9 protein-coding genes and 2 tRNA genes are annotated in these 13,475 nt (G+C 66.2%); 8 read left to right on the top strand and 3 right to left on the bottom strand.

Translation table 11 applies throughout. The features are described from left to right. Positions 1-38 precede the first annotated feature (38 nt). The 4 genes from ACIQCM_RS04040 to ACIQCM_RS04025 all read left to right on the top strand — a co-directional run bounded on the left by ACIQCM_RS04040 (position 39) and on the right by ACIQCM_RS04025 (position 4,475). Positions 39-2,990 (top strand): UPF0182 family protein, encoded by a 2,952-nt coding sequence (locus tag ACIQCM_RS04040; protein WP_400603191.1) that lies wholly within the window; start codon positions 39-41, stop codon positions 2,988-2,990. A 121-nt stretch (positions 2,991-3,111) separates the two neighbouring features. Beyond that, positions 3,112-3,185: transfer RNA gene (locus tag ACIQCM_RS04035), tRNA-Met, on the top strand. A 143-nt stretch (positions 3,186-3,328) separates the two neighbouring features. Then, a tRNA-Met gene (locus ACIQCM_RS04030) sits at positions 3,329-3,402 on the top strand. A 140-nt stretch (positions 3,403-3,542) separates the two neighbouring features. Continuing rightward, on the top strand, positions 3,543-4,475 hold the full coding sequence (locus ACIQCM_RS04025; RefSeq protein WP_400603192.1) for a cytochrome b/b6 domain-containing protein: 933 nt from the start codon (positions 3,543-3,545) through the stop codon (positions 4,473-4,475). A 42-nt stretch (positions 4,476-4,517) separates the two neighbouring features. Here ACIQCM_RS04025 and ACIQCM_RS04020 read toward each other — a convergent pair whose 3' ends face one another. From ACIQCM_RS04020 to ACIQCM_RS04010, 3 genes are all read right to left on the bottom strand, one after another. Further along, positions 4,518-5,930, bottom strand: a complete 1,413-nt coding sequence (locus ACIQCM_RS04020; protein ID WP_400603193.1) for a cryptochrome/photolyase family protein — start codon at positions 5,928-5,930, stop codon at positions 4,518-4,520. A gap of 105 nt (positions 5,931-6,035) precedes the next feature. Then, the gene (locus tag ACIQCM_RS04015) at positions 6,036-6,824 is read right to left on the bottom strand and encodes a PspA/IM30 family protein (RefSeq protein WP_400603194.1); all 789 of its coding nucleotides are present in this window, start codon (positions 6,822-6,824) and stop codon (positions 6,036-6,038) included. Positions 6,825-6,899: 75 nt separating this feature from the next. Then, positions 6,900-8,918, bottom strand: coding sequence for a TPM domain-containing protein (locus ACIQCM_RS04010; protein ID WP_400603195.1), 2,019 nt, complete (start codon positions 8,916-8,918; stop codon positions 6,900-6,902). A gap of 275 nt (positions 8,919-9,193) precedes the next feature. On the opposite strand from ACIQCM_RS04010, the gene ACIQCM_RS04005 reads away from it, so the two are divergent. The 4 genes from ACIQCM_RS04005 (at position 9,194) to ACIQCM_RS03990 (ending at position 13,461) form a co-directional block, all read left to right on the top strand. Then, complete coding sequence (locus tag ACIQCM_RS04005) at positions 9,194-10,645, top strand: S1C family serine protease (RefSeq protein ID WP_400603196.1); 1,452 nt, start codon at positions 9,194-9,196, stop codon at positions 10,643-10,645. 276 nt (positions 10,646-10,921) lie between these two features. Next, positions 10,922-11,713, top strand: a complete 792-nt coding sequence (locus ACIQCM_RS04000) for an electron transfer flavoprotein subunit beta/FixA family protein (protein WP_400603197.1) — start codon at positions 10,922-10,924, stop codon at positions 11,711-11,713. 14 nt (positions 11,714-11,727) lie between these two features. Further along, the gene (locus ACIQCM_RS03995; RefSeq protein ID WP_400603198.1) at positions 11,728-12,678 is read left to right on the top strand and encodes an electron transfer flavoprotein subunit alpha/FixB family protein; all 951 of its coding nucleotides are present in this window, start codon (positions 11,728-11,730) and stop codon (positions 12,676-12,678) included. Between the two features lie 3 nt (positions 12,679-12,681). Further along, positions 12,682-13,461: a PIG-L deacetylase family protein gene (locus tag ACIQCM_RS03990; protein ID WP_400603199.1), complete on the top strand. Its 780-nt coding sequence runs from the start codon at positions 12,682-12,684 to the stop codon at positions 13,459-13,461. Positions 13,462-13,475: the final 14 nt, after the last annotated feature.

The raw sequence follows: 13,475 nt of genomic DNA, 5'->3' as shown, positions 1-13,475 counted from the left end.
GCTATGAGGTATCGAGTTTGTCCCGTCCTGCCAGCCCCATGCCCACCGGAAGACCCCCGTCATCACGCGGTACCCTGACACCCACCCTGGTGGTTGTTGCGCTGGTTGTGGTGGGCTTCATCTTCTTTGCCAATGTCTGGACGGACGTGCTCTGGTACCGCCAGCTCGGTTTCGTCGAAGTCTTCATCACGGAAAACCTGTCACGGGCCGGCATCTTCGCAGGCGGGTTCGCAACGATGTTCCTGGCGGTGTACTTCGCGATCCGGATCGCCTACAACGCCCGTCCGGTCTACGCACCGGACTCAGACATCCGCGACAACCTGAACCGGTACCAGGCCCAGCTTGAGCCTGTCCGCCGCGTGGTCATGGTGGGGCTGCCGGTCCTCTTCGGGCTCTTCGCCGGCAGTGCCGCTGCCAGCCAGTGGCAGAAGGTGCTGCTGTTCTTCAACCAGGAACCCTTCGGCCAAACGGACCCTGAGTTCGGGCTGGACATCAGCTTCTACGTCATGACCCTCCCGTTCCTCGGCTTTGTCACCGGCTTCCTGCTGAGCGTTGTGGTCATTGCCGGCATCGCGGGGATCCTGACCCACTACCTCTACGGAAGCATCCGGCTCATGGAGCGGGGCGTTTTCACGAGCAGGGCAGCCCAGATCCACATTGCGGTCACGGGTGCGGCTTTCCTGCTGCTGCTCGGCATTAACTTCTGGCTGGACCGCTACGCGGCGCTGCAGGGCAGCAACGGCCGCTGGGCCGGCGCGCTGTACACCGACGTCAACGCCGTGATCCCCACCAAGGCCATCCTGGCCGTAGCGGCGCTGCTGGTGGCAATCCTGTTCGTGGTGGCGGCCGTGATCGGCCGGTGGCGGCTGCCCATGATCGGCACCGCGATGCTGGTGATCACCTCCATCCTGGCCGGCGGTGTCTACCCCTGGGTCATCCAGCAGTTCCAGGTGCGGCCGTCCGAGGAGACCCTGGAAAAGCAGTTCATCCAGCGCAACATCGACTACACCCGCAAAGCGTACGGCCTCGATACCATCCAGGTGGACCGTTACGACGCCACCAACACGGCCACCACCGGCGCGCTGGCCCCGGACGCCCAGACCACCGCGAACATCCGCCTCCTGGACCCGAACCTGATCTCCGACGCGTTTTCGCAGCTGGAACAGTACCGCCCGTACTACCAGTTCCCCGAGGCCCTCAACGTGGACCGCTACGAGGTGGACGGCAAAATCCAGGACACCGTTATCGCGGTCCGTGAACTGAACCCGGACAACGTGGCCACGAACCAGCAGGGCTGGCTGAACGAGCACGTGGTGTACACCCATGGCTACGGCGTGGTGGCGGCCAAGGGCAACAAGTTCACCGTGGACGGCAAGCCTGAATTCCTCCAGTCCGGCATCCCCTCCACGGGCGTGCTCGGGGATGACTCCAGCTACGAACCGCGCATCTACTTCGGTGAGTTCTCGCCGGACTACTCGATCGTTGGCGCCCCGGATGGGGCCCCCAAACGTGAACAGGACCGGCCGTCCGGGGAAGGCGAAACCCAGTACACCTTCGAGGGCAACGGCGGACCGAATGTCGGCACGTTCTTCAACAAGGTGCTCTACGCCATCAAGTTCCAGTCCTCGGACCTGCTGCTCTCGGATGGCGTGAATCCGGAGTCGCAGATCCTGTACGACCGCAACCCGCGTGAACGCGTGGAGAAGGTGGCCCCGTACCTCACCGTCGACGGGAACGCCTACCCGGCTGTGGTGGACGGCCGCGTGAAATGGATCGTGGACGGCTACACCACTACCCAGTTCTACCCGTACTCCCAGCAGCAGCAGCTGTCGGACGCCACTGCGGACTCCCAGACCACCTCGGGACGCGCCGTCGCACTGCCGAACAGCACTGTCAACTACATCCGCAACTCCGTGAAGGCAACGGTGGATGCCTACGATGGCAGCGTCACGCTGTACGCCTGGGATGACCAGGACCCGCTGCTGAAGTCCTGGCAGAAGGTGTTCCCGGCATCCCTGAAGCCGTACTCGGAGATGTCGGGGGCGGTCATGAGCCACGTCCGCTACCCCGAGGACCTGTTCAAGGTCCAGCGGGAACTCCTGGGCCGCTACCACGTCACCGATCCCTCCAGCTTCTACAAGACGAATGACGCATGGAGCGTCCCGGCGGATCCCACTGTGGACACCGACGTGAAGCAGCCGCCGTTCTACATGTCGCTGCAGATGCCGGACCAGGACAAGCCGGCGTTCCAGCTGACGTCGTCGTTCATTCCGCAGATTGTCAACGGCACGGCCCGCAACGTCCTCTACGGCTTCTTGGCCGCCGATTCGGACGCCGGAAACGAGGCCGGCGTGAAAGCCGAGAGCTATGGCAAGCTCAGGCTCCTGCAGATCCCGCCGGAAATCCAGGTCCCGGGTCCCGGGCAGGCGCAGAACAAGTTCAACTCCGACCCCACTGTGTCCCAGGCGCTGAACCTGCTGCGCCAGGGCGCCTCCGACGTGCTCAGCGGCAACCTGCTCACGCTTCCCGTGGGCGGCGGCATCCTCTACGTGCAGCCGGTGTACCTGAAGTCCACGGGCGAAACGTCCTACCCCACGCTCCAGCGCGTCCTGGTGGCGTTTGGCGACAAGGTCGGTTTCGCTCCCACCCTCGACGCCGCACTCAAGCAACTGTTCGGCGGCGACTCGGGCGCGGCTGCGGGCGACTCGGACAACAACGGCCAGGCGCCTGCGGATCCGACCCCCGGGGCGCCGGCAGCCACGGACGCCAAGGCGGAGCTGAAGGCTGCGCTCGACGAGGCCAATAAGGCCATCAAGGATGGACAGGCCGCGCTGGCGGCCGCCGACTTCGCGGCCTACGGCGAGGCGCAGAAGAAGCTGGCAGCGGCCCTGCAGAAGGCGGTCAGCGCCGAAGCGAAGATCCCGGCGGCCGCCCCGGCAGCCCCGACCGCCACTGCCGAACCCACGCCGTCCACGAGCGCAGGAAATTAGGGACGACGGCGGCACCCGGCGCCTGCTCCTCTGCGGAGCGGGTGCCGGGCGCGGGGGAGACGGACATCACGGCCTCCCGATTTGGCCTGATGTTCACCGCCCGGTAAAGTAGTTCATGCGACGCGGGGTGGAGCAGTTCGGTAGCTCGCTGGGCTCATAACCCAGAGGTCACAGGTTCAAATCCTGTCCCCGCAACTGAAACGGAAAGTCCGGATACTGGAAACGGTGTCCGGACTTTCCTGTTTCCGGAATCACCCTGCTTTCTGCCCGGGTCTGGCGGGCTCCTGCTGCCAGGTGGAAAACCTCGAGGCCAAAGTAGGGTAGTGTTGGTCAAGCGACGCGGGGTGGAGCAGTTCGGTAGCTCGCTGGGCTCATAACCCAGAGGTCACAGGTTCAAATCCTGTCCCCGCAACTATGCAAAGGCCCCGACCGGCACAGCCGGGCGGGGCTTTTCCTTGTCCGGATATACTTGCGGTTCCTAGTATTCTCTTTCGCGGAGCCTCACGCGTCCGTGAGCACTTGGCCAGTCATTCTCGAGAGGAATGTTGATCGATGTCCACACCCACGAAGAAGCCCGGCGGCGCGGCGGGCCAGAGGTCCAAACTGTTTTGGGCCGTGCCGGCGGTCCTGGCGGCGCTGGTGGTCCTGGTTCTCCTGGCAAAGCTCCTCATGGGCCTGGGCCCGGTGGCCTCATTCGTGGCGGAATTTCCCGGCCATTCGGAATTGCCGGAAGGCGCGCCCGTTGGATTCCCGGCATGGCTTGCCTGGCAGCACTTCCTGAACGCCTTCTTCCTGTTGCTGATCATCCGCAGCGGCTGGCAGGTGCGGACCACCACCAAGCCCAGCGGACACTGGACCCGCAACAACAAGGGCCTCATCCGGACCCGCAACGCGCCCACCAAGATCACCCTGGAACTCTGGTTCCACCTGGCACTGGATGTCCTGTGGATCGTCAACGGCCTGGTGTTCGCGGTGCTGCTCTTCGCCACCGGCCAATGGATGCGGATCGTGCCCACCAGCTGGGATATCTTCCCCAACGCCCTTTCGGCGGCCCTGCAGTACGCCTCACTCAACTGGCCCACCGAAAACGGCTGGGTCAACTACAACGCCCTCCAGCTGCTGGCCTACTTCGCCACCGTGTTCATCGCCGCACCGCTGGCCTTCATAACGGGCCTGCGGATGTCCGGCGCGTGGCCTAAGAAGGCGGCCGCCCTGAACAAGGCCTTCCCGATCGAATGGGCCCGCGCCGTGCACTTCCCGGTCATGATCTACTTCGTGGCCTTCATCGCCGTGCACGTGTTCCTGGTGCTGGCAACAGGGGCCCTGCGGAACCTGAACCACATGTATGGGGTCCGGGACGCCGACGACTGGTTCGGTTTCTGGGTGTTCCTGGCCTCGGTGGCGGTCATGGCCGCTGCCTGGTTCCTGGCACGCCCGTTGTTCCTCCGGCCCATTGCGTCCCTCATGGGCAAGGTCAGCCGCTGACCCGGCATCATCCAGCCGTCCCACCGGTCCCTGCCGGCGGCCTCAGCCGTCCTTGAGCCGCTGGTAGGCATCCAGGGCGCGCTGCCGGGACTCGGAAAGGTCCACCAGGGGAACCGGGTACCCGTGCGAGCCTGACTTCCACGGTTCGTGAATGGCTTTGGCGTCCAGTTGCTTCAGCTCCGGGAGGTAGGTGCGCAGGTAGGTTCCGGCGGCATCGAACTTCCTGCTTTGCGTTACGGGATTGAAAATCCGGAAGTACGGCGAGGCATCGGCACCTGATCCAGCCACCCACTGCCAGTTCGCCGGGTTGCTGGCAGGGTCGGCATCCACGAGGGTGTCCCAGAACCAGGCCTCGCCCGTGCGCCAGTCGGCGAGGAGGTTCTTGACCAAAAACGAGGCGGCCGCCATCCTGACCCGGTTATGCATCCAGCCGGTAGTCCACAGCTGGCGCATGCCCGCATCGACCAGCGGATACCCCGTGAGCCCCTGTTGCCAGGCACCAAGTTCCTCCGGACCCGGCCTGTTCCATTCGAAGCGGTCGAATTCGGCGCGATAGTTCCGGGTGGCGAGGTCCGGGTTCGTGTACAGCAGGTGCCAGCAGAATTCCCGCCAGCCAAGTTCGGAACGGAAGATCCCGACGTCGGCCGGTACCTGCCGTGGGAAGCGGCGGCTGATTTCCCGCCATACCCGGAATGGGCTCACCTCGCCGAAGCGAAGGTGCGGCGAGAGCCGGCTGGTTCCTTCGATGCCCGGAAGGTTGCGTCCGGTTCCGTACTCCTGTGCCGGCCCGGCCAGGAAATCCTCCAGCCGGTGCCGGGCGCCTTCTTCTCCCGGCGTCCACTCAGCTGCCAGCCCGCCGCTCCAGTCCGGTGCGGCGGGCAGCAGGCCCCAGGTGGCCAAGTCGTCGCCGGCGCCGGCACCCGCCGGGGGAGGAGGCAGCGTGGGCGGGGCCGCCATCGGCTCCCGGATGCCATCCGTTGCCAGGCAGGCGCGCCAGAACGGGGTGAAAACTTTGTATGGCCCGCCCGCGCCGGTGCGGATGGTCCAGGGCTCGAAGAGGAGGTTCCCCTGCAGGCTCGTTGCAGCCAGGCCCTGTTCTACGGCCCAGGCCTTGATGGCGGCGTCCACAGTGCGTTCGGGCAGCCCGTAACGGCGGTTCCAGAAGAGGTGGCTGGTTCCCGTGGCGGCCGCGACTTCGGGTATGACGGCGGCGGCGGGTCCGCGGCGGAGGAGCAGCCGGGATCCGGCCGCTTCCAGGGAGGCGCCCAGGGCGGCCAGCGAGTGGTGCAGCCACCAGCGCGCCGCGCCGCCCAGGGGTCGTATCCCGTCCGAGTTTTCGTCCAGGACAAAGAGCACCGTTAGCGGCTGGTCCAGCCTGGCGGCCTGCGCCAGCGCCGGATTGTCGTCGAGGCGGAGATCGTCGCGCAACCAGACGAGGGAAGCTGAAGAGGGCATGGCTCCACGCTACACACCAGCGCTGAACAGCAGGAGCCGGGGCCCCGAAGGACATGCCTTCCGGGCCCCGGCCCCGAATGCCCTGCAGCGGGCAGTGTGCTTGTCTCAGAGTTTGTCGTAATCCACTTCGTCCACCGTGGTGCCGGCTGCGGACGTGCCGGACGCGCCGAGGGCCGGCGCGGCGTTTCCGGACTTGAGGGCGGCCAGGCGCGCCTCGATTTCCACCTGCTCCCCAAGGTCCTCGAGCTGGTTGAACTGGGCGTCCAGGCTGGACGCTGCGAGTTCCTGCTGGCCGCGGACCCGTGCTTCCTCGCGGCGGATCTTCTCTTCGAACCGGCCCACTTCGCTGGTGGGATCCATGATGTCGATGCTCTTGATGGCATCGTGCACCTGGGACTGGGCAGCTGCTGTCTTGGACCGCGCCACCAGTTCGTTGCGCTTGCTGGTCAGTTGGTTCAGCTTGCCCTTCATCTGTTCCAGGCCGGTCTTCAGCTTCTCCACCACTTCACGCTGGGATGCAATGGAGGGCTCTGCGCCCTTGGCCTCGTTCTCGGCTGCCATCTGGCGCTGCAGTGCCACCTTGGCGAGGTTGTCGAACTTTTCGGCGTCGGCGGTGTTGCCGTTGGACCTGAACTCATCCGCCTTGCGGGACGCGGCCAGCGCCTTGTTGCCCCAGTCACGGGCGTTGCGGACGTCCTCGTTGTAGTCGTCCTCGAGCATGCGCAGATTGCCGATGGTCTGTGCGACGGCGGATTCGGCCTCCGCGATATTGTTGGTGTAGTCGCGGACCATCTGGTCCAGCATCTTCTGCGGATCCTCGGCATTGTCCAGCAACGTGTTGATGTTTGCTTTCGCCAACTGTGCAATGCGGCCGAAAATGGACTGCTTAACCATGGTGATACCTTTCATCCTGCTCCGTGTCGAACTTTCAAAATGTTGTGCCCGGTCGGCCGCCGGCCGGTCCGGCAGCTAGAAACTGCCCGAGTCGCCGCCGCCAAAGTCGCCGCCGCCGAAGTCCCCGCCGCCCCAGCCACCGCCGTCGCTGTGGCCGCCGCCCCAGCCGCTGCCGCCACCGTTGAGGATGGAATTGATGAGGATGCCGCCCAGGATGGCACCGCCCAACCCGCCGCCGCCACCGCCGCCGAACATTCCGCCACGCCCATAGCCCTGCTGGGCATATCCGCCGAAATGGTCCACGTCCGCCTGCGCCAGCTGGGCCGCCTGGGCTGCGAGCCCGTGGGCCTGCTGGGCGTAGGTGAGTGCGGTCACCGGGTCCTGCCGCGAGATCGACAGGGCATAGTCGAGGTTCCGCTGGGCTTCTGCCAGCCTTGTGCGGGCTTCGGTTCCAACGCCTCCGCGCCGGGCGCCGATGTAGTCCGACGTGGCGCTGATCTGTGCCTGGGCCGACATGATGGTTTGCTGGAGGGCAGCCTGGGCCCGCCGGGCCTGTTCCTGCTGGTCCCGGATCCCGCTGAGTGCCTGGTCCAGGGACTGGTGGGCTGCCTCAACGCGCTCGAGGGTCCGGATAGGGTCGATTTTGCCGCCCTGGATTTCGGACTTGACCTGTGCCAAGGCGGCTTCCACACCGGCCACGGGACCGGCAAGTTCCGGATGTGAACCTGCTTGGAGGATTGCACGTGCCTGGGCCAGGTCCTGCGAGGTGTCCACTACGGCGGTGTCCAGGCCGGTCCGTGCTTTGTCCAGGTGTGTTGCAACCCTCGCGATGGCATCCAACAGGACGTTGGTCTGGTGCAGGCTTTCCTCCGCGGCACGGACCGCCACCGCAGCCAGGCTCGGTTCACCGTCAGCGAGCTTTTGGCTGGCCGTCTCCGTGGCGTTCTGCACGAAAGCCAGGCGCTCCTTGGCCTGCATGATGTTGTCGGAAACCTGCACCAGGGCGCTGTCGGCGTACTTGGCGCGCAGGGCGGCGAGGGTCTGGTCCGCCTGGGCGATCTTCGCGTCCGCTTCCCGGGCGCCGGACTGCACTGCAGCCAGGGCCTGCGGCGCGTTCTTCTCCAGTTCGCGCAGCGCATCGAAGTCCGCCTTCTGCTCCTGCAGGGACGCGAGGGCTGCCTCGGAGCGGCGGATGATCTCGGTAAGCCAGGTGCGCTGCTGTTCTTCGGTATCAGGAATGTGGTCGTCCAGCTGCTGCTGGAGCTTGAACGACTCCGACATGTGGGCCTTGGCCTCGCTAAGGGCCTTGGTGAAGTTTCCGGTGGCGGCGTCACCGTACTGCGCCTGGGCAAAGCCGAGTTCGTGCTCACTGGACGTAATGGCGTCGTCCGCCTCCACCAGAAGTGAGCCGCTCTTCTTGCGGAGGTCGGGGATGCTGAGTCCTGCCAACGGGTCAGCCGGTGCACCCTGGGGGTTGGCAGCGCCGGCCGCCTGGGCCTTCCGGCGCTTGTTGCGGAAGTAGAGGTAGGCGCCTGCTCCGCCTGCTGCCACGACGCCCGTTCCCACCAGCACAGCGGCGCCGGCACCGTCACCGGACGGCACGGAGCCGCTGCCTCCGCCGGCGGCGTCGCCAATGGCGGCCGCGGTATCGATGGCTGCCTGGGCGTAGTCCTTCTTTCCGCCGGCGAGGTTTGCCACCACCGCGTTCTGCGTGATGTTGGTCCGCTTGGAGTAGATGGGGCTGGCTGAGTTGGGCGCAAAGTAGTAACGGCCTTCGGTGGCGATCGCCAGGATGACGTCGGCCGTGCCCATGCCCTTCTGGCTGGCAACGGCGGCACCCCACTGCGCGGGATCAGACGGGTTTTCAAAGGAATCAACAGTCACCACGTACAGGTTGTACTTGTGGTCTTCCAGGAGCTTCTGGACGGCTTCCTGGACTTCGCCCTTCCGCGCGCCCAGGACATTGGCCTGGTCTACGACGTTGGTGCCTGACGGGATCTCCACGGGATCTTCGGCGTGGGCCGCACCGGCCGGCAGGGCCAGCAGCCCGGCAAGGCCGATCACGGCGAGGAAACTCTTGAACTTTGACCGCATGTGCAACCCTTCAGCACGCTTCACGCTGATTCGGGCCGAATCAGGCTCCCGGAATGCAGCAGCGCCCCCAAGCGTCAATGTGAAGCCGCAGGTCGCTGTGGCAATTCATGTTGATTCTATGGTGCACCGCAGGCACCGTCCATCGGGGCGAATATGCCACCAGCGAAACGCCGGAGCGACGCCTCCGGCCCTTCAGCAAGCTCTCAGCAAACATCCGAACTTGTTCCAGCCGCGGGGTCCATAGTTAAGTGCAGACGAGGATGAAAGGAAGTCCCATGACTGAGAACCATACGCCCGGGAGCTCACCCGAGGGCAGCGGTGCGGAGCACCAGCCGGCGGACCAGCATCCCACCCGGCGCATGGACCAGCCCTACGGCCCGCAGCCAACGCAGGAAATTCCTGCTGCCGGCCGCCCGGACTATCCGCAGCACCAGCCGTTCTACGGCCAGCAGGGCCATTTCTCCGGCCAGCACGGGCCGCAGCAGGCGGGCAGCGGCTACGTACCCAACCCCAAGGATGCGCCGCGACGGAAGGCAACGTTCGGCGTCGGAACCCTCGTCGCCAGCATCCTCGCCGCAGGCCTGGTGGGCGGCGGCGTAGCCACCGTGGGCTCGGCGGAACTGTTCGGCAATGCCGGACAGTCCTCCGCAGGCGGCAGCAGCCAGCCCGGAACGGTCATCGTCAACAACCAGGACGAGGTCAACGCGATTACGGCAGCGGCGGTGAAGGCAACGCCGAGCGTGGTCACCATCAGCGCCTCAAGCGGCAGCGCAGGCGGCACCGGCTCGGGCATCGTGCTTGATGACCAGGGCCACATCCTCACCAACACGCACGTGGTCACCCTGGACGGCCAGACGGCCAACGCCTCCCTGGAAGTCCGGACCAGCGAAGGGCGCGTCCTGGCTGCCAAGGTGGTGGGCACGGACCCGCTGTCCGACCTCGCGGTGATCAAGGTCGAGGATCCCTCAGGCCTGACCCCTGCCACGCTGGGGGACTCCGGCAAGCTCAATGTCGGTGACACCGCCATTGCCATCGGCTCGCCCCTGGGCCTGACGGGCACTGTGACGGACGGTATCGTCTCTACGCTAAACCGGACCATCAGCGTCGCTTCTTCCGCTGCCCCGGAGGAAGGGGACAATGCGGAGGACGACGAGGGCGGCTTTCAGTTCGCCCCTCCGGGGGGCGGAGAAAGCCGGCAGTCCTCCGGGCAGGGCTCAATCTCCATCAACGTCATCCAGACCGACGCGGCCATCAACCCCGGCAACTCGGGCGGTGCCCTGGTCAACACCAAGGGCGAGGTAATCGGCGTCAACGTGGCAATCGCGTCGGCCGGTTCCGAGGCCTCCTCCAGCAGCGGAAACATCGGCGTGGGCTTCAGCATCCCCATCAACCACGCCAAGCGCGTTGCGCAGGAGATCATCGACACCGGAAAGGCCTCGCACGGCCAGTTGGGCGTCAGCGTGAAGGGCAAGACCGCCACGGGCTCGTCCTCCGGTTTCTCCGTCGGAGCAGATGTGGCCAGCGTGGAGCCGGGGTCCGCCGCGGACAAGGCAGGAATCCGCACCGGCGACGTAATCACCCGGTTCAACGACCGCCCCATCGGCGAACCCAACCAGTTGACGGCGGCCGTGCGCGAGCAGGCCCCGGGCACAAAGGTGGACGTCACTGTCCTCCGCAACGGCCAGGAGCGGACGCTGGAGGTCACCCTGGGCAAAGCGGCAAGCTGACCGGCTCGCACCCTTCACCCTTTCTTCGAGTCAGAAGGGGAGGACGACGGCGGGGCCCCCACGCGGGTGGGGACCCGCCGTCGCGCGTTCCCGCCTTGCGTCCGCCCGCCGGGGTACACGGAGCGCTGACACGGGGGTTAACGGAAGAGGGCGCCCGCAGGGGCCTATATGGTTAGCTAGGAGCTACCCGTACGCCGGGCGTTTCCGCGGCCATGACCTTACCCGGCTGGCTGACCACAAGCATGGAAGGCTGCTGTAAATACAGTGGAAGAGACATTGAAAATCATCGTCCTGGTCAAGCATGTCCCGGACGCCCAGTTCGACCGGCACCTCAACGGAGAGGGTTTCACCGCGGACCGCAGTGAAAGCATCCTGTCTGAACTCGACGAGTACGCGTTGGAGGCCGCGCTGCAGCTGGCCGAGGCGCGCGGCGGCAGCAAGGCGGGCAACCAGGTCATCGCCCTGAGCATGGGTCCCGCCGGCGCCGTGAATGCCGTCAAGAAATCCCTGCAGATGGGAGCCACCGAAGGCATCCACCTCAGCGACGACGCGCTGGCGGGCTCGGATGCCGCCGCCACGTCGCTGGCGCTCGCAGCGGCAGTGCGCCACGTGGGACAGCCGGACCTGATCATCACCGGCATGGCTTCCACCGACGGCGAGACCTCCCTGGTTCCGGCGCAGCTCGCCGAACGCCTCGGCCTGCCCCAGGTGACGTTTGCGTCCTCCCTGGAAGTGAACGGCGGCCGACTGACCGCACGCCGGGACGCGGACACCTTCTCGGAAACCGTGGAAGCGCCGCTGCCGGCAGTCGTGTCCGTGACGGACCAGATCAACGAGCCCCGCTACCCCAACTTCAAGGGCATCATCGCCGCCAAGCGCAAGAGCATCACCACGCTGTCCCTCGCGGACATCGGGCTCGACGCAGCCCAGGTAGGCCGTGCCGGCTCCTGGACCACGGTGGCCAACGCGGAGGAGCGCCCTCCGCGCACCGCAGGCACCATCATCACGGACGAAGGCGACGCCGGCATCAAGCTGGTCGACTTCCTTGCCGCCCAGAAGCTGCTCTAAGAGGGATCACTGACATGGCAAACGTACTCGTATTCATTGACAACCCCGGCGCCTCGCTGAAGAAGGCCCACCTGGAACTGCTCACCCTGGCCCGTACCCTGGGTGAGAGCACAGTGGCCGTCAACGGTGAACTGTCCGACGCAGCCGCCGCCACCCTGGCCGAATATGGCGCCAGTGCGGTCATGCGCCCCTCGTCGGCAGACCTCGACGACTTCCTCGTGGCACCCAAGGCGGCATTCCTCGCCGCCGCTTCCGAAAGCGCAGGCGCCACCACAGTCCTCCTGGACAACTCCCCGGAAGGCAAGGAAATCGCGGCCCGGCTGGGCATCCGCCTTAACGCGGGCGTGATCACGGACGTCGTGGCCGTAGACCCGGACGGCACCGCCCACAAGTCGGTCCTGGCAGGTTCCTACAACACAGCCTGCAAGGCCACCACCGCCGTCACCGTCCTCACGGTCAAGGCCAACAACGTCATCCCGGAGCCCGCCCCGGCGGCGGCCCCGGCCGTCTCCACCGTGGAGGTCCCGGCGGACGCCGCAGCCGCGGCAGCCCGCATCACCGGCCGGGAACAAAAAGTGGCCAGCGGACGCCCGGACCTGACCGACGCCCGTATCGTGGTGGCCGGCGGCCGTGGCCTTGACGGGGACTTCGGACCCGTGGAGGAACTCGCCGACGCCCTGGGCGCAGCCGTCGGTGCTTCCCGCGCAGCCACCGACGCCGGCTGGATCAGCCACGACGCGCAGGTGGGACAGACGGGCAAGACGGTCTCGCCCCAGCTGTACATCTCCGCAGGAATCTCCGGAGCCATCCAGCAGAAGGCCGGCATGCAGACCTCCAAGGTGATCGTTGCAATCAACAAGGACGCCGACTCGCCCGTCTTCGAAATTGCCGACTTCGGTATCGTGGGCGACCTCTTCGATGTCCTGCCGCAGGCCACTGCCGAGATCAAGAAGCGAAAAGGCTGATTGTTGGCTGATTCTGCGGCCGGCGCACAGAGCCCGTTCAACCCGGAGATCCACCGGGTTGGGCGGGTGCTCTGTTTCGCCGCCCATCCGGACGACATCGACTTCGGCGCTGCGGGAACCATCGCCTCCTGGACCGCCGCCGGCGTGAAGGTCAGCTACTGCATCATGACCGACGGCGACGCGGGCGGCTTCGATCCCGCGCACCGCGCGGACATCATCGCGCTCCGGGATGCCGAGCAGCGTCGCGCCGCGGCGCTGGTGGGCGTCAGCGAAATTCATTACCTGCACCAGCGGGACGGTTACCTCGAGCCCTCGCACGAGGTGATGAAGGCCGTGGTGAAACTCATCCGGGAAGTCCGTCCCGACGTCGTGCTCGCCATGCACCCTGAACGGAACTGGCAGCGGATCCAGAAAAGCCATCCGGACCACCTGGCTGTGGGGGAAGCGGTGACCCGTGCCGTGTATCCGGCGCTGGAGAACCCGTTCGCCTACCCCGAGCTTGCGGAGGCCGGGCTGGCCGCGTACAAGCTGCCCTGGCTGTGGCTATACGCCGGGCCGGAGGAGCGGGAAAACCACTTCGTGGACGTGACCGGCCACGTTGAGGCCAAGCTGCAGGCCATCCACGTCCACGTGAGCCAGCACCCGGACGTGGCCGCCATGGAAACCACCGTACGGCAGGGCATGCGCCGCAACGCGGCGCGGGCCGGAATGCCGGCCGGCGCCAGCGCCGAAGCGTTTCACGTGGTGGAAGTCAACGGCCCGGGCACCATCGCCGGGTTCTAGCGGCCGCGGAGAGG

This window comes from Pseudarthrobacter sp. NPDC092439 (assembly GCF_044754945.1).
GTDB lineage: Bacteria > Actinomycetota > Actinomycetes > Actinomycetales > Micrococcaceae > Arthrobacter.
The sequence above is the reverse complement of the archived record's forward strand: the minus strand, read 5'-3'. Positions and strand labels throughout refer to the sequence as shown.